This window comes from Haemophilus haemolyticus (assembly GCF_003493685.1).
GTDB lineage: Bacteria > Pseudomonadota > Gammaproteobacteria > Enterobacterales > Pasteurellaceae > Haemophilus > Haemophilus haemolyticus_O.
In genome coordinates this window covers 95,472-113,034 of the sequence record NZ_QQJW01000005.1, presented here as the reverse complement: position 1 = coordinate 113,034, position 17,563 = coordinate 95,472, and the positions used below count along the sequence as shown (strand labels likewise).

Here is a 17,563-nt window from a genome sequence, read left to right as displayed (position 1 = left end):
AGGGCAACATTACGTTGCCCTTTTATTTTCTTGTTGAAAAGAGGTAACTTATAACCTACTATAACACTCAACTATTTATCTATTTGGAGAATATTATGAAAAACGAATTAATCTGCTATAAACAAATGCCTGTGTGGACAAAAGACAAATTGCCACAAATGTTCCAAGAAAAGCACAACACAAAAGTCGGCACTTGGGGAAAATTAACTGTATTAAAAGGTAAGCTCAAATTTTATGAGCTAACCGAAAATGGCGATGTCATTGCCGAACATATTTTTACCCCAGAAAGCGACATTCCTTTTGTGGAACCTCAAGCATGGCATCGTGTTGAAGCGCTTTCTGATGACCTAGAATGTACCCTAGGTTTCTATTGCAAAAAAGAAGATTATTTCAGTAAAAAATACAACATGACTGCCACTCACGGCGATGTGGTGGATGCAGCAAAAATTATCTCGCCTTGTAAAGTATTAGATTTAGGTTGCGGCCAAGGGCGTAATTCACTTTATTTAAGTTTATTAGGCTATGATGTGACCTCTTGGGATCACAATGAAAACAGCATTGCCTTTTTAAATGAAACCAAAGAGAAAGAAAACCTTAATATTTCTACCGCACTTTACGACATTAACTCCGCCAACATTCAAGAAAACTATGATTTTATTGTTTCAACAGTAGTGTTTATGTTCTTAAATCGTGAACGTGTGCCGTCAATCATTAAAAATATGCAAGAACACACCAATATTGGCGGGTATAACTTAATCGTTGCAGCCATGTCCACAGATGATGTGCCTTGCCCACTTCCGTTTTCTTTCACTTTTGCTGAAAACGAATTGAAAGAATATTACAAAAATTGGGAATTCTTAGAATATAACGAAAATATGGGCGAATTACACAAAACCGATGAAAATGGCAATCGCATTAAAATGAAATTTGCCACCATGTTAGCGAGAAAGAAATAATCTGCTAATTTAAAAAATCACCGCACTTTGCCTCAATAAAAAAGATCACTTAGAAAATATCTTTTGCTTTGCGAAGTGCGGTAAATTCTTCAAGTGTTTTTGCTTGTAAAAACGGATTAATTTCTCGCTCAAGTTTTAAAGTGGTCGGCAAACTTGGTTTATTCTCAGATCGCTGTTTTTCAACAAAAATACGTTGTTTTTCCACCGCACTTTTTTCTACCGCACTTTTCTCCACCAGCACAGTTTCCGCAAATGCTAAATTCCCCAAAGTGTATTCATGAGCAGGGCAAACAATCGTCTCGTCAGGCAATGTATTCAAACGCTGTAAACCTTCAAACATCTGCGCATAATTACCAGTGAAAACACGTCCGCAACCAGCAGAAAATAACGCATCACCACAAAATAAATGATTATCCACTAAAAAACTAACGTGCTGTTTAGTGTGTCCACCCGTCGGAATGACATCAATTTGATAATGTGTGGTAAGGATCTGCCCTTCGTTCACAATTTGAGTTGCACCTTTTTTCTCACATTCTTGCGGCCCATAAATCGGCACCGTTGGATAACGTTTTTTAAATGCCGACACACCTTGTGTATGATCCTCATGTTCGTGAGTAAGCAACACCGCTTCAACCGTTGCATTTTGCTTATCTAGCCACGCAAACAGCTTGTCCGTTTCAGGCAAATCGACAATAATAAGAGGCAGATTTTCTCGTTGATAAAGCCAAATGTAGTTATCATTCAGCGCAGGCAAAGCAAATAACATAATCGTCCTTTTAATTAGTGATAGAAAAATAAATTGATTCCGCTTGAAACATTAGATGCGATCCACATTCCACCAAATCAACGCCCATTTTTTCTGTCCGTGAGAAATGGGTTCGTTATTGGCTTGTTTATAATCGTAAAAGGCTTTTAAACCTTGTTTTTCTTTTTCGGAAAGTTCGCCTAAAGAAAATTCCACCGAGGCTAATAAATCCTCGTAGCTTTCACCTTGAAAACAACCCGATTCGGTTTCAATAAAATTCAAATTTGCCTGAATGCCTTTTTGATACAACCGATTGAGTAAATAAATATAAGTGGGGAAACCAATATCTTCACGGCCAATCGCCTCAAATACGCCCTCATCTAAAAAATGACGTTGTGTGACAGAAGTCAAAAACACACGTTTTTTCGCTTTGGCACAGAGTTTTTCGATCATATCGTCCAAATCGTCCACCAACGTCGAACGAGATGCCAACACCACATCAGCTTGCGGCACATCATCCCAATTATCCGCCCAAGATTTATGAAATGTCGTGAGATGATGCAAACCAAATTTCTGTTTGAATTGCGCCAAGCAATCTAACATTCCATTGCTATAATCCAAGGCATATACTGTTGAACCTTGTTGTGCGAGTGGCACAGCAAAGGTACCAGGGCCACAGCCAATATCCAACACGGTTTCATCGGCTTGCACATTCATAGCTTGCAATAATTGCTGATTATATGCAGAAGGTTTGCCGACTAAATTCTCTGCCATTTTCACGGCTTTTTTATCCCATTTTGTCGGAGGCAAGTTGTAATGATTACAAGCGATTAAGTGTTGTTGATACAGTTCAGCAAAATTGATGTCGTAAATAGTCATAGTGATTTTTCAATGTGGTTATTCAAATGTTGATGTAAAAGTTCGGACGAAGTGCGGTTAAAATAGTAAGCGTTTTTTCATTTTAACTTTTTAAAAACGAGACATTACAACAAATTCTACAACATCGATATATTAATTCAAATATAACGTAGTAAAATGAGATAAAAGGATTCTATAATATTCGGTGTTCTATATTTTCCTATGGTTACTTAGTAGAAAAGGATAATTCAATGAAATTTGAAGTGATTTATAAATTTTTATTAGTGTGGGGACTGGCCTTAAGTTTGCTTTTCATTGTTGCAAGTGGCATTTCAATGTGGCTAGGATTTTCTTTTAGTCAAGCCTTAGAGATTCATCTTTTCTTTGCTGGATTTACCGTATTTGGTTTGTTACTGCATTTTTATAGCCGTAAGAAGAAATGGGTAAAAATCAACACGCAATTTGCCGATCTTATCACACATAATCGCATGCCCTCTTACTGCAATTTAGATCGATTAATGATGACTTTCGAGCATTTTTCTATTCAACAAATCGCCGAGCAGCTGAATCTTTCGCTCCCGATTTTACTAAATGAATTATCACAAGCTCAAATAAACATAACTGATTCCCACCGCACTTTACGCGAAAACTTTCCTCTCAACGATGAAAAAATTTTCGCCATAATTACGATTGCCTTGAAAATGCGGTTCAATCCAACGTTACTTTAACGCCAATCAAATATACGTTAAAAGTTCGGTAGAAAACCCCGAAGTTTTTCGGGGTTTATTTTTGCCGAAAAAATCTTGCCCCGCTATTAAAACTCCCCTATTATTCACCGCACTTTTTTCTTATTTAGGAACAAAAATGACAGAACAAACCTTTATCCCCGGCAAAGATGCCGCATTAGAAAATAGTATTGCAAAATTTCAGCAAAAATTGACCGCACTTGGTTTTAATATTGAAGAGGCATCTTGGTTAAATCCTGTGCCAAATGTGTGGTCTGTGCATATTCGCGATAAAGACTGCCCGCAATGTTTTTCTAATGGTAAAGGCGCAAGCAAAAAAGCGGCGTTAGCCTCTGCCCTTGGCGAATACTTTGAGCGTCTTTCCACCAACTATTTTTTTGCTGATTTCTATTTAGGGCAAGAAATTGCAAACGGCGATTTTGTGCATTATCCCAATGAAAAATGGTTCCCAATTGAAGATGATGCCTTACTGCCTAATGGCATTTTAGATGATTATTTATTGGATTATTTTGATCCTAATGCCGAGCTTACGCCTGAATTATTGGTAGATTTACAATCTGGCAATTATGATCGTGGGATCGTGGCGATGCCTTATGTTCGTCAATCAGATGAACAAACCGTTTACATTCCACAAAGTATTATTGCCAACCTTTATGTCTCAAATGGGATGTCTGCAGGCAATACAAAATTTGAAGCACGCGTGCAAGGCTTGTCAGAAGTTTTTGAGCGTTATGTAAAAAACAAAATTATCGCCGAAGCGATCAGCCTGCCAGAAATTCCAAAATCTGTGATGGATCGCTATCCATCTATTCAGGCTTCCATTGCAAAATTAGAGGAAGAAGGTTTCCCAATTTATGCGTTTGATGCTTCACTTGGCGGAAAATACCCTGTTATTTGCGTCGTATTATTAAATCCGAATAACGGCACTTGCTTTGCCTCTTTCGGTGCACATCCAAATTTCCAAGTAGCATTAGAACGTACGGTGACCGAACTTTTACAAGGTCGTAGCTTGAAAGATTTATATGTTTTCTCTCCGCCATCTTTCAATAACGATGATGTGGCTGAACACGCTAATTTAGAAACCCACTTTATTGATTCAAGCGGTTTAATTTCTTGGGATTTATTTAAACAAACGCCTGATTATGAATTTGCTGATTGGGATTTCAGCGGTACAACGCAGGAAGAATACAATAATTTAATGGAAATTTTCCGTGCCGATGAAAAAGAAGTTTACGTAATGGATTACAACCATTTAGATGTCTATGCGTGCCGTATTATTGTGCCAGGCATGTCTGATATTTATCCTGCAGACGATTTAATTTACGCCAACAACAATATGGGCATGGATTGGCGCGAAATTTTACTCGATTTACCAAACTGGCATCACAATGCAGAAACCTATCAAGAGTTATTAGAAGAATTAGACGGACAAGATATTGACGATGCAACTCGCGTGCGTGAATTTATCGGCATCGTTGCACCTAAAAATAGCGGCTGGACAACCTTACGTGTCGGTGAATTAAAATCAATGCTTCACCTTGCATTAGGTGAATTAGAACTAGCATTAGATTGGGCAAATTGGACGCTGAATATGAACAGCTCCGTATTCACCACAGAACGTGTGAATTATTACCGCGCATTAATTTCCATCATTGAATTACATTTAGATCAAAATCGCGAACCAGCGCAATATCGTTCAGTGTTTGAGAAAATGTATGGTAAAGATGCAGTTAAACAAGCTTGGGCTGCTGTCGCTGAAGGTGGTAATCCATTCTACAATCTTCCAGCAAGTAATGAAAATTTGGAAAACTTTAAGGAACATCAGGCGTTGCTGGGGGCTTATGGGAAGTTGCAGAAAGCAAAGCGTGAAAATTGGAAATAATTAGGTCAGGATTTCGCCTGACGGCGACCTACTTTCTTTTACTCGTGTAAAAGAAAGTAGACAAAGAAAACACGCCCCAGTTAAATCGCTGTTCTTTGCTTTGTTTCAATTTTCTTAACGGCAATTTGCTGAACTCGCTACGCTCAAACAGACGCAAATTGCCTGAAAATTGAAAGTCGCAAAGGCGATTTATATGGGGCCCCGAATTTATCAGAGCATTATTTAAAAAGTGCGGTTAATTTTAAATTCATTTTAAGAACAAAAAATATTTTGAGTTTTGACCGCACTTTAAATCGGATAAAGAACAAATTGGGTTCCCTTCTTTTCCACCTTTGTGGAATTGAATTTGTAGGAAATTTTCGTCTGTTTGAGCGCAGCGAGTTTAGAAAATTTCCGTGAAACAAATTCAATGGAACAAAGGGAATAAGGAAAAGCAGGGTTGCCTTTCTTTTTGCCTACTTTTTCTTTGGCAAAGCAAAGAAAAAGTAGGTCGCCATTAGGCGAAATCCTAATGTAAAAAACATACCTTTATGCTATAATCCGCCACAATTTTTGATCAAAAAAGGAATACCAATGACGGATTCAATCCAATCATCTATCACCCCTGTCAATATTGAAGAAGAACTCAAATCTTCCTACCTTGACTATGCGATGTCGGTTATCGTTGGGCGTGCATTACCTGACGTTCGAGATGGTCTAAAACCTGTTCACCGCCGCGTACTATTCTCAATGGATCGCGAAGGCAATACCGCCAATAAAAAATATGTAAAATCAGCGCGTGTTGTGGGTGATGTAATCGGTAAATATCACCCGCATGGTGACTCAGCTGTATACGATACCATCGTTCGTATGGCACAACCATTCTCACTTCGCTATATGTTGGTTGATGGGCAAGGTAACTTCGGTTCAATTGATGGTGATGCGCCAGCTGCAATGCGTTATACCGAAGTGCGTATGCAAAAAATCACGCAAGCATTGCTCACTGATTTGGATAAAGAAACTGTCAATTTCTCGCCAAACTATGATGGCGAATTAATGATTCCAGATGTATTGCCGACTCGTATTCCAGCACTTTTAGCAAATGGTTCTTCCGGTATTGCAGTAGGGATGGCAACTAACATTCCTCCACACAACTTAAATGAAGTATTAAATGGTTGTTTGGCATATATCGACAACAATGAAATTACCATTGATGAATTAATGCAACATATTCCGGGCCCAGACTTCCCAACGGCTGCGTTAATTAATGGTCGTAAAGGGATTGAAGAGGCCTATCGCACCGGTCGTGGTAAAGTGTATGTTCGTGCTCGTGCAACGGTAGAAACCAACGAAAAAGGACGCGAACAAATTATCGTGTCTGAATTGCCATACCAAGTAAATAAAGCAAAATTAGTCGAGAAAATCGCTGAATTAATTCGTGAGAAAAAAATCGAAGGCATCAGCAATATTACTGACCTTTCAAACAAAGAAGGGATCCGTATTGAAATTGATATTAAACGTGATGCAGTAGGGGAAGTGGTATTAAACCATCTTTACTCACTTACTCAAATGCAAGTGACCTTTGGTATCAATATGGTGGCATTGGATCACGGTCAGCCACGTTTATTTAATCTTAAGGAAATCATTGAAGCCTTTGTTTTACACCGCCGTGAAGTGGTGACACGTCGTTCTATCTTTGAACTTCGCAAAGCGCGTGAACGTACGCACATTTTGGAAGGTTTAGCGGTTGCTCGTTCTAATATCGATGAAATGATTGCGATCATTCGTAACTCTAAAAACCGTGAAGAAGCTGCAACAGCAATCAGTTCACGCTCTTGGACGTTACACAGCGATATTATTAATCTTCTTGATGTTTCCGCTCGTCCTGATGATTTAGAAGAAAATCTTGGTATTCAAGGCGAACAATATTACTTATCGCCAGCGCAAGTAAACGCAATTCTAGAACTTCGTTTACACCGTTTAACTGGCATCGCCTTTGAAGAAGTTGTAAAAGAATATGAAGAATTATTAGTTAAAATTGCGGATCTTCTCCATATTTTAAGTAGTGCAGAACGCTTAATGGAAGTGATTCGTGAAGAATTGGAAGAAGTGAAAGCACAATTCGGTGATGATCGTTTAACTGAAATTACCGCAGCTTCTGGCGATATTGATTTAGAAGATTTAATCGCACAAGAAGACGTGGTTGTGACACTTTCTCACGAAGGTTATGTGAAGTACCAACCACTGACTGACTATGAAGCACAACGTCGAGGCGGTAAAGGCAAATCTGCGACGAAGATGAAAGAAGAAGATTTCATCGAAAAATTACTGGTGGCAAATACTCACGATACGATCCTCTGCTTCTCTAGCCGTGGTCGTTTATATTGGTTGAAAGTATATCAACTTCCACAAGCAAGCCGTGGCGCACGCGGTCGTCCAATTGTAAATATTCTTCCATTACAAGAAAACGAACGTATTACTGCAATCTTGCCAGTTTCTGCTTACGAAGAAGATAAATTCGTAGTCATGGCAACTGCTGGCGGTATTGTGAAGAAAATCGCCTTAACCGAATTTAGCCGTCCACGTTCAAACGGTATCATTGCATTGAATTTACGTGATGAAGATGAATTAATCGGCGTGGATATTACTGATGGCAGCAACGAAATTATGTTGTTCTCGTCACAAGGTCGCGTGGTACGTTTTGCAGAAAATGCTGTTCGTGCAATGGGACGTTTAGCAACAGGCGTTCGCGGTATCAAACTCGCTTTAACAAACGATATTTCTGACGATGAAAGTACGATAGAAATTGAAGATATTTCTGATGACAACGCTGAAGCGTCATTAGACTTAAATATCGACAAAGTGGTTTCTCTCGTTGTGCCAAAAGGTGAAGGTGCCATTTTAACCGCAACGCAAAACGGCTACGGAAAACGCACACAATTAAGTGAATACCCAACTAAATCACGTAATACAAAAGGTGTGATTTCAATTAAAGTGAGTGAACGCAATGGTAAAGTCGTTGCCGCAACTCAAGTAGAAGAAACAGACCAAATTATGTTGATCACTGATGCAGGAACCCTTGTTCGCACACGCGTAAGCGAAGTAAGTATCGTAGGTCGTAACACGCAAGGTGTCCGTTTAATTCGTACCGCCGATGATGAACACGTAGTAAGTTTAGAACGTGTTTGTGATGCAGATGAAGAAGATTCTTTGGAAGAAAGTAGTTCTGAAGAATAACCTATTATAAGAGAAGAAGTGCGGTGAAATTTCACCGCACTTTTTTATGACTAATTAATTACCTACCAAACCATCTCTAATTCGTTTTTCAAACTGATCATAATCCACTAAAAACGCATCGTGTCCGTAGTCTGATGGAAATTCATAAAAATGTAGATCGACGCCACTTTGTTCTAAAAGCTGTTTACTTTTATAAAGGTCAATGGGTTTAAAAAGTTGATCCGTTGTCACAGAAACCAATGTATAGCGTGCCTTAATGCGTGATAATGCCTCTTTGATATTTTCATACCCCAAACTGGGATCATACATATCCAACGCACGCAATAAATGCAAATAACTATTGGCATCAAAACGTTCTAAAAATTTTTTGCCTTGGTAAGAAAGGTAGGATTCCACTTGAAAGTAATCGCCCCAAAAGCTGCCATCTGATTTTGTTGCTCTTCCAAAAGCTTTTGCAAGCTGTAAATCGGTGCGGTAAGTCAGCATACCTAGCATACGCGCAATAGATAACCCTTGATCTGGCGGTGTACCCTCGTAATAATCGCCACCGTTAAAATTAGGATCATTAATGACCGCTTGACGCATCACGTGGTTAAAGCCTATGGCTTCAGCACTAAAATAAATGGATGAGCAAAGATTCACGATATTATCCATAAAATCAGGATAATCAATCGCCCATTGATTCGCTTGCATACCGCCAAAAGATCCACCAATAATCGCTTTTAAATGGCTAATACCCAGATGATCAAGCAAGGCTTTTTGTACTTTGACAATATCTTGCACAACGATATTAGGAAATTGGCTGCCATAAGGCTTACCCGTTTGCGGATTAATCGATGAAGGCCCAGTCGTTCCCTTGCAACCACCTAATACGTTCGAGCTAATAAAAAAATAACGATCCGTATCCAATGCTAAACCTGCGCCCATAAAATTCTGCCACCAGCCATCGCGACCGTCATCAAAATAAGGCTCAGCATCGCCAGTCAAAGCATGGCAAATTAATACCGCATTATTTTTCTCGGCATTGAGCGTGCCATACGTTTGATACGCGACATTGATATGGGAAAGCTTGCCACCAAGCGTCATGGTTAAAGGCTGTGTATCAAAAAGCACTACATTTTGCACAGACATTGGAAACCTATTGTAATAATGAGAATGGCACTTAAACTATCAGTAAGTCGATTAGGTTGTCAAGAAATTTTAGCCGTCTAAACGGCTAAATTATCGCACATCAATGCGATTCACAAAATCCATCAAATTCCCCTTGAAGTGCGGTCGATTTTTCATTATGTTTACCGCTATGCTAGTAAAAAAATTCTCCCCAAAATTCACCGCACTTTTTCGCGCCCTACTCTACGCAATCTTTGCATTGATTATACTTTGCTTGCTAGTTGATCGAGGCGTAAGTTTTTATGTTCGCGATAAAATATTCACAAATATTGATGAACTGCCCTTTCGTCCTTACGCCCTTGTGCTTGGCACATCAAAATACACCGTCAGCGGAAAACCGAACGTTTATTACGATAGTCGCTTAATGGCAGCTAAAAGCCTAATCGAACAACAAAAAGTGAATTATCTTTTATTAAGTGGCGACAACCGAACTTTGCAATATAACGAACCAAGAGCAATGTTTCGCGATTTACGCAAAATGGGCGTGCCAGAAACTTTAATGTTCCGTGATTTTGCAGGTTTTCGCACCCTTGATTCTGTTGTTCGTGCCGATAAAATTTTCCAAGTGCAAGCATTTACGATTGTCAGCCAAAAATTTCATTGCGAACGCGCACTTTTAATTGCCAAAGCACATAATATTGATGCCATTTGCTTTGTGGCAAAACAGCCAGAATTACATTTTTCCACACAAATAAGAGAAGTTTTTGCGCGTATAAAAGCGGTTTTGGATTTGATATTAGGCGTTGAGCCTTATTTTTTAGGCGAGCCAGAACCTTTGCCGAAGAAAAATTTTTAGTGAAATAATCGTTGAAATCAACTTAATATGTTTTTTGCTTTTCTAAAGGAGTTAAAGAATCATTTATAATTTTTTCTAAAGGTTTATATAGAGGGTGCTTTAACTGCTTCAATATATTCTTTTGTAAATTCTTCTCTTGTTAAGATGCCTTGAATATATCTATCAGCAATATCTAATAAACCTTTAGATAGGGTAATACCTTCTAAACCTACACTTGATTTTGCATATTCAACTGCCTCGCGTCTCGCTTCTTTTTCAGTTTCAGTAATCATAGGTTTTCTCCTCAATAACTTCATCGTTAATGGTACATATTATACAATAAATTTAGCAAACTTTTTAATAATACCCAAATTGACGATATATCATGCCCTATATAGTATTTTTCAAAGTGCTAGTTATCTAGGGCAATCCCTAAATATCTCTTCCAAAAATTTCCGCTAAAAATTTGCAAGCCTACTTCAAATTGGTTAAAATCCAAACGCTATATATGGATAATTTCATATAAGGCATTTCATACTAAAATTATTTAAACTTACAAAACTTATCAGGTGAATTTATGAAATACTCACAAGCAAGCAAGCAAGCAAGCAAGCAAGCAAGCAAGCAAGCAAGCAAAATTGTAAAAAAAAACTTCTTAGTATTCTAATCTCTTCTGCGCTTTCTACTACTGCTTTTTCAGCTGACCATCCTAGTATTAATAAAAATAAACAAATTTCTGGTGAAGGTCCGGTTCACGAAGTAACCGATGCTACAAACACCGTTACTGGTGATGTAAATATCACTGTTACGCCTGCAGATCCTTCAATACATACTTATCCTAAAGCCATTATTATTCGTGGCGATCGTACCGAAGAAATTCAAGGAAAAACTAATATCGCTGTTACTTTAGCGAGTGAACAAAATATGAATACTTCGCCAGACTCCAATGCGGCTTACGGTATTGCGGTTGGGTATGATTGGAAGGGCGAGGGTACAAATAAGACTGTTCTAACATTGAAAGATGATACCAAAATTGATGTTAATAACACACCAAACACTGTTTTGGGTAGTTATAGCAAACCTGGAGCAACAACCCCTATCGGTCATCAACTGACAGGCATACGCGTTTATCGATCTGGCAATCAAAAATCCACGCCAATTTTTAATTCTGAAAAACAATTGACAATTAATGTAGAAGATAAAACAACTGCCCAAATAGGGGATTATTTGACGGGTATTTATGTCGCCGGTGATGATGCAGAGGTAAATTTAAAAGATACCAAGATTACAATAAGTGCTAACGGTAAATTTTCATCTGCATTAAAAATTGGTAAACCTAATTCAAATAATGGTGCAACCATTAAATCCACAGGAAAAATGGTATTAGACACCAGAAATACCAAAGATTCCGCCACCGTTCGTCTATTTGATAATAAATCACGTTTTATTGCAGGTAGCGAAACAGCAACAACTGAAATTAAATCAGCCAATTCTGCTGTGGTATTTGATACCGTAGATTTTGAAACTGAAGGTACGGTTGATTTGAATCAATTGGGCAAGACTGCAAAGGTAGATCTTTTTTCTATTATTAAAAATCCTCTTATTAGTAATACGGTTAAAGGTAGCTTAACCGCGGAAGAATCAAAAAATTTTGATGAGTTATCAAAAAATGCTATTCATACTGAGAAATTCGTCAGAGGAACAAGCAATAAAAACAATGAGGTGATTTTAAATAACGCTCAATTGACTACAAAATCTGAAACCGATGCACTTATTCTCGCCAATGCACGTTATAAGGAAGAAGGGGATATTTATAAAGGTGGAAAATTGGTTGAAAAATTGGCACCTTTGACAAATAATTTTTTAGTTAATCTCTTGCTCCCTGGTGCAAATCAATTGGCTAACAGTGCACTAGCCGCATTACGTGAATTACAATCCTATTTCAACACTGGCAACTTCAACGTAACTAACGCTCAATTCACTTTAAAAGGCGGCAAATCTACCGCCACAGCTGCATCAAAAGGCTGGGCAGTCTATGCTAAATCAGATGCAATTGATACCAAAGCGAATACAGCAAAAGCCACTTCTGAACTCACCGTAAATTTAGCCGATAAAGCTACATTAACTGGTTTGATTCACAAAGACATTGGCTCAACATTAACGATGCATGTTGATAGTAATGCCACTTGGAAGCTCGCGAAAAAAGAAGATGAAACTAAACAACGTTCTACTGCAACATCAGTTACTCTTAGTAAAGGTGGCATATTAGATGCAGGAAGTAATCCAGCCGATGAATACATTGTCAAAGTATCATCAAATAGTGTAGATAATGACGGAACATTCACCAACGGCGGTGTCATCACTCTCGCCAATAAATCCTATGCCGACAAACTTACCATTGAAGGGAATTATGTCGGTAAAGACGGTGTGTTAAAAGTAAACACTAAATGGAATACCCCGGGCGATTATTCTGGCGCACATTCAGAATCAGATTTATTAACGATTACGGGTAATGCCTCCGGTAATACGACTGTTAAAGCCGTTAAAACAGATGGTACTAAAAATGTTATTGATGGCTCAATCGGCGAACTTGCCGATCGCTACAAACGTAGTGTCCCTGTTATTAAAGTTTTAGGTGCTGACAGTGGAACAGAAGGCAATGAAATAAATTCTACGGATGCAACCAAACCTTACACTTACAATACGCGTTCAACCTTTACCGGTACAGCAAAAACCACAGGGGCGGGGGAATTGCAATTGGTTTCACGCAAAGATGAGGCGGGCGCGACAGAATACTTCTGGACTTTAACCACACCAAATAAAGATAAAACCATCATCACACCAAGCGCACCGGCTTATACGCTCGTTCCTCGCCAAAACTTGGAATTAGGCTATACAATGTTGGATACGCTTCACCAACGCCGTGGCGAAAACCAAACTCTTTCTTGGGATAAACAAGGCAGTTATTGGCAAGATGTGGAAAAACAATCTTGGGGTCGTGTGATTGGTAAACACCTCAAACTCGATGGCAAAGAACGTTTTGGTTTAAAAACCAATATGTACGGATTCCAAGTGGGACACGATTTTGATGTTAAAACCAAACAAGATGATGAGGGCAAACTTACTCGTCGTTTTACCGGCTTGTATTTCGGTGCGTTACGTTCTCACAGCAAATTCTATGATGAATACCGCGCGAAAAATGGTGTCGTGATTGCAGATAAATTAACTTCTCGCGTAAAAACTACCGCACTTAATCTTGGTGTAACTGACACGCGTTACAATGAAAATGGCACTTATATTGACTGGGTGGGACAACTCTCTTGGTTAAATAACCGTTATTCATCCGTTGATGGCACACAGGCGAAAAATCACGGATGGGGTGCTGCCCTTTCAGTGGAAACTGGTCGTCCTTACGCCTTAGGTAAAGATAAAACCAACAACGGAAATAGCTGGATTTTAGAGCCACAAGCACAACTTATTGCACAATACTTGCGCTTAGGTAACTTTAACGACGGCACTCGTGCAGTTTCGCAAAAAGGTTATGGCTTGCGTGGCCGTGTTGGTTTCCGTTTGGCATATAACAAACCAAATGATAAACAACGCACTCGCACCTATTATTTCATCGGTAATATTTGGCACGATTTTAAAGCTACAGGCAATGCATTAATTGGTCGTGACAAATTAACCGAGAAATTTGACCGCACTTGGTGGGAATTAGGCTTAGGCTCTCAATTCTCATTAAGTGAAAACACTTACCTTTATGCGGATGCTCGCTATGAAAAATCATTCAATAGCAACCGACACAAAGGTTACCAAGGCACCGTGGGTGTGAAATATTCTTGGAAATAATGAATAACAAAGAGAATCATCAGGGCGTATAAACGCCCTGTAGTACTACAGGGGGATGTGTAACATAGTTACACATCGAAAAAATTAAAATCCTAATCTCTCACTAACATTCAATGTAGTACTTCTCTTTTCCTGTTATTTGGTGACAGAAAAGATAAGGATCTATCTATTCGATCTAGTCAATTTTCTTCTGTCGTAATAAATTCTTCTTTTATACGATTTTTTATTATGAATACAAAAACTTCTTTTTCTTATTCTCTAATTGCTTTGGCTTTGTGGTCCACTTATTCGTTTGGGGCAGTTTCTGATGATGTTATTGCAGGAACACATCCTACCTATGGTGGCAATAATGGTAATAATATCATCGCTGGTGATGGTACTAGTTTATACTCAAACGCCCGCAATAATATTATGAATACAACTGGGAATAAAGGATTTGGCGGCTCCTATAGTTTGGTTATTGGCGAGAGCGCAGGTCATGATGCAGGTAATGGTACGGGCAATGCTAAATATCTTTTACTCGTAGGTGAACATGCTGGTGAAGGCATGTGGGGAGTTAGCAAATATAAATTTATCTTTGGGGAAGCAGCTGGCTGGAATGCAGGTGGAACATATGTATATGCCTTTGGTGATCATGCAGCTCGCCTAGCGTCAGGCAACTATAACTTTTCTTTCGGTCAAGATTCTTATTCTAGTGATGCTGTCAGCTGGGGTAGCTATAACTTCAATTTTGGTCAAAATTCTGGATATAACAATTACGGTAGCCGTAATGTCAATTTTGGTTTCCATGCAGGAGAAAACGTAAGGGGTAATGACAACTTTGCTTTAGGTCATCATGCAGGAACAGGTGTTACAGGTGATCATAACTTTGCCTATGGTCAAGATGCTGGTCAAAATACATCAGGTAGCCGTAATATAGCTTTAGGGCAAAACGCAGGTCGAAATGTAAAAGGCGAGTATAACTTAGCATTGGGTTTAAATGCTGGACAAAATGTTGATGGCCACAAAAATGCGGCTGGTGTCTACGGGCAATCCGTGGGTTCCAACAATATGGCCTTTGGCAAGGCTGCAGGTAGCAATGTGGCTGGTAACTTCAACCTTGCCTTTGCTGAAAATGCAGGGAATTATGTCGGTCATAATTGGACTAATACCTATGATACTAATGGCAATATATCTAGTACAACAGATGCTGGTACTGTAGATGGTGCAGAGCACAATATCGCTTTTGGATTTAGTGCGGGAAGCTGGATTGTTGGTCAAGATAACTTTGCGGCTGGCGTCAATTCTGGTAGTTGGATTAAAGGTGAAAGCAACGTTGTTTTAGGTAAAGGATCAGGAAAAGAAGTAACAGGAAACTTCAATACATCCTTGGGTCATGAAAGCGGCAATAAAGTAACGGGCAGCAATAACTTTGTAGTAGGTGCCGAAGCGGGTAAAAAAGTAACAGGTAGCAGTAACTATGCGGCAGGTCATGAAGCTGGAAATGAAGTTACAGGTGATAACAATGTTGCTATGGGTAAATCTGCGGGTCAGAAAGTTACTGGCAATAGCAACTTTGCTGGCGGTGAAGATGCTGGAAAAGATGTTAAAGGCAATAACAACATTGCGCTTGGTAAAAAAGCAGGTAATAAACTCAAAGGCGATGAAAATATTTCTATTGGCGAAGAAGCCAATTCTGGAGATGATGAATTAGGAGTCAGTAATGCAATTGCTATAGGTAAAAAATCTAAAGCCAAGAAAGCCAATGCAGCAGCACTTGGAAATGAAAGCCAAGCTTCAGAATTACGATCTTTGGCTTTAGGTTATCTAGCAAATGCAAGCATTGCAGATAGTGTAGCAATAGGCAGTAATGCAACCACAGTATCTACTTCAAATTATTCAATGGGTACTGATAAGAATTACAATTCTATGGGAATTGATAACCACACATTTAATTTTGCAGGTGGCAAAAATGTTGTAGGTGTATTTAGCGTAGGTAATGAAACACAAACTCGCCGAATCCAACACGTTGCGCCAGGCTTAATTTCAGCGGACAGTACCGATGCAATCAATGGTTCACAACTCTTTAGTTTTATTCCTCGAGCTTCTTTCTATACAGGAGGGGCGAAAGGCAATGCCTCAACACCAATTGGTACAACAGAAGTTGCAAAAGATCTTTTAGTCAATGGCTTGCGCATGGATTTTGGAGATGGTTTATATGCAGAAAAACGTACTGATTCTAAAGGTGACTTTATTTTTGTAGGCTCGAATACGAAAAATACAACGGGTGATGCAGGAGTTGCTGGTCCTCAAGGTCCTAAGGGAGACACTGGAGCTACTGGTTCTACGGGTCCTAAGGGTGATACTGGAGCAACAGGTCCTCAAGGTCCTAAGGGTGATACTGGAGCAACAGGTCCTCAAGGTCCTAAGGGTGATACTGGAGCAACAGGTCCTCAAGGTCCTAAGGGTGATACTGGAGCAACAGGTCCTCAAGGTCCTAAGGGTGATACTGGAGCAACAGGTCCTCAAGGTCCTAAGGGTGATACTGGAGCAACAGGTCCTCAAGGTCCTAAGGGTGATACTGGAGCAACAGGTCCTCAAGGTCCTAAGGGTGATACTGGAGCAACAGGTCCTCAAGGTCCTAAGGGTGATACTGGAGCAACAGGTCCTCAAGGTCCTAAGGGTGATACTGGAGCAACAGGTCCTCAAGGTCCTAAGGGTGATACTGGAGCAACAGGTCCTCAAGGTCCTAAGGGTGATACTGGAGCAACAGGTCCTCAAGGTCCTAAGGGTGATACTGGAGCAACAGGTCCTCAAGGTCCTAAGGGTGATACTGGAGCAACAGGTCCTCAAGGTCCTAAGGGAGACACTGGAGCTACTGGTTCTACGGGTCCTCAAGGTCCTAAGGGTGACACTGGAGCAACAGGTCCTCAAGGTCCTAAGGGTGATACTGGAGCAACAGGTCCTAAAGGCGATAAAGGTGATACTGGAGCAACAGGTCCTAAAGGCGATAAAGGAGATACGGGTCCTATTGGTCCTCAGGGTCCAACTGGAATGAAACCACAAGAAATCCGTATTATGGACCAACGCATTCATCATCTTGAAAATCGTGTTAATAAACTTGATAAACGCGTAAATGGATTAAGTGCAACAATCGCGGCCGCGGCTGCATTACCACAATCGACTATTCCGGGTAAATCAATGTTTGCTGCGGGTAGTGGTATTTCTGCAGGCTCTTCAGCTGTGGCCGTTAGCTATTCAAGAATGTCCGATAATGGGAAAACCGTTGTAAAATTTGTCGGTACGGCAAATACCAGTAAGGATTATTCAGCGGGTGTTGGCGTTGGCTATCATTGGTGATCATTAATCTGGGGAGATAATCCCCTT

The 17,563-nt window shown here is 39.6% G+C and carries 11 protein-coding genes; 7 read left to right on the top strand and 4 right to left on the bottom strand.

Translation table 11 applies throughout. The features are described from left to right. Positions 1-95: 95 nt before the first annotated feature. Positions 96-956, top strand: coding sequence for an SAM-dependent methyltransferase TehB (tehB, locus tag DV434_RS05925; protein WP_118784806.1), 861 nt, complete (start codon positions 96-98; stop codon positions 954-956). 49 nt (positions 957-1,005) lie between these two features. Here the strand turns inward: tehB and gloB are convergent, their stop codons facing one another. Continuing rightward, positions 1,006-1,722 (bottom strand): hydroxyacylglutathione hydrolase, encoded by a 717-nt coding sequence (gene gloB / locus DV434_RS05920; protein WP_118784807.1) that lies wholly within the window; start codon positions 1,720-1,722, stop codon positions 1,006-1,008. A gap of 51 nt (positions 1,723-1,773) precedes the next feature. Continuing rightward, positions 1,774-2,580: a methyltransferase domain-containing protein gene (locus tag DV434_RS05915; RefSeq protein WP_118784808.1), complete on the bottom strand. Its 807-nt coding sequence runs from the start codon at positions 2,578-2,580 to the stop codon at positions 1,774-1,776. A 230-nt stretch (positions 2,581-2,810) separates the two neighbouring features. Between DV434_RS05915 and DV434_RS05910 the strand changes: the two genes are divergently transcribed. The 3 genes from DV434_RS05910 to gyrA all read left to right on the top strand — a co-directional run bounded on the left by DV434_RS05910 (position 2,811) and on the right by gyrA (position 8,403). After that, positions 2,811-3,287, top strand: coding sequence for a hypothetical protein (locus tag DV434_RS05910; protein WP_192881449.1), 477 nt, complete (start codon positions 2,811-2,813; stop codon positions 3,285-3,287). A gap of 136 nt (positions 3,288-3,423) precedes the next feature. Next, a complete protein-coding gene (gene ycaO / locus DV434_RS05905; protein ID WP_118784809.1) occupies positions 3,424-5,187 on the top strand; it encodes a 30S ribosomal protein S12 methylthiotransferase accessory factor YcaO in 1,764 nt (587 codons plus the stop codon). Positions 5,188-5,760: 573 nt separating this feature from the next. Then, the gene (gene gyrA, locus DV434_RS05895; protein ID WP_118784810.1) at positions 5,761-8,403 is read left to right on the top strand and encodes a DNA topoisomerase (ATP-hydrolyzing) subunit A; all 2,643 of its coding nucleotides are present in this window, start codon (positions 5,761-5,763) and stop codon (positions 8,401-8,403) included. Between the two features lie 54 nt (positions 8,404-8,457). On the opposite strand, the gene metX is transcribed toward gyrA, so the two are convergent. Beyond that, entirely contained in the window at positions 8,458-9,534 is a 1,077-nt protein-coding gene (metX, locus tag DV434_RS05890; protein WP_118784811.1) for a homoserine O-acetyltransferase MetX, read from the bottom strand. Between the two features lie 157 nt (positions 9,535-9,691). Between metX and DV434_RS05885 the strand changes: the two genes are divergently transcribed. Next, entirely contained in the window at positions 9,692-10,369 is a 678-nt protein-coding gene (locus tag DV434_RS05885) for a SanA/YdcF family protein (RefSeq protein WP_118784812.1), read from the top strand. 83 nt (positions 10,370-10,452) lie between these two features. Here DV434_RS05885 and DV434_RS05880 read toward each other — a convergent pair whose 3' ends face one another. Beyond that, positions 10,453-10,641, bottom strand: coding sequence for an antitoxin VbhA family protein (locus DV434_RS05880; protein ID WP_118784813.1), 189 nt, complete (start codon positions 10,639-10,641; stop codon positions 10,453-10,455). A gap of 631 nt (positions 10,642-11,272) precedes the next feature. Here DV434_RS05880 and DV434_RS05875 point away from each other — a divergent pair. Further along, the gene (locus DV434_RS05875; RefSeq protein WP_153065759.1) at positions 11,273-14,197 is read left to right on the top strand and encodes an autotransporter family protein; all 2,925 of its coding nucleotides are present in this window, start codon (positions 11,273-11,275) and stop codon (positions 14,195-14,197) included. A 228-nt stretch (positions 14,198-14,425) separates the two neighbouring features. Continuing rightward, the gene (locus DV434_RS11065) at positions 14,426-17,536 is read left to right on the top strand and encodes a YadA-like family protein (RefSeq protein ID WP_118811542.1); all 3,111 of its coding nucleotides are present in this window, start codon (positions 14,426-14,428) and stop codon (positions 17,534-17,536) included. The last annotated feature ends 27 nt before the right edge of the window (positions 17,537-17,563 follow it).

Excerpts from the sequence above, each read along its gene's own strand:
- tehB (WP_118784806.1), top strand. The coding sequence starts at position 96 with ATGAAAAACGAATTAATCTGCTATAAACAAATGCCTGTGTGGACAAAA.
- gloB (WP_118784807.1), bottom strand. The coding sequence starts at position 1,722 with ATGTTATTTGCTTTGCCTGCGCTGAATGATAACTACATTTGGCTTTAT.
- DV434_RS05915 (WP_118784808.1), bottom strand. The coding sequence starts at position 2,580 with ATGACTATTTACGACATCAATTTTGCTGAACTGTATCAACAACACTTA.
- DV434_RS05910 (WP_192881449.1), top strand. The coding sequence starts at position 2,811 with ATGAAATTTGAAGTGATTTATAAATTTTTATTAGTGTGGGGACTGGCC.
- ycaO (WP_118784809.1), top strand. The coding sequence starts at position 3,424 with ATGACAGAACAAACCTTTATCCCCGGCAAAGATGCCGCATTAGAAAAT.
- gyrA (WP_118784810.1), top strand. The coding sequence starts at position 5,761 with ATGACGGATTCAATCCAATCATCTATCACCCCTGTCAATATTGAAGAA.
- metX (WP_118784811.1), bottom strand. The coding sequence starts at position 9,534 with ATGTCTGTGCAAAATGTAGTGCTTTTTGATACACAGCCTTTAACCATG.
- DV434_RS05885 (WP_118784812.1), top strand. The coding sequence starts at position 9,692 with ATGTTTACCGCTATGCTAGTAAAAAAATTCTCCCCAAAATTCACCGCA.
- DV434_RS05880 (WP_118784813.1), bottom strand. The coding sequence starts at position 10,641 with ATGATTACTGAAACTGAAAAAGAAGCGAGACGCGAGGCAGTTGAATAT.
- DV434_RS05875 (WP_153065759.1), top strand. The coding sequence starts at position 11,273 with ATGAATACTTCGCCAGACTCCAATGCGGCTTACGGTATTGCGGTTGGG.
- DV434_RS11065 (WP_118811542.1), top strand. The coding sequence starts at position 14,426 with ATGAATACAAAAACTTCTTTTTCTTATTCTCTAATTGCTTTGGCTTTG.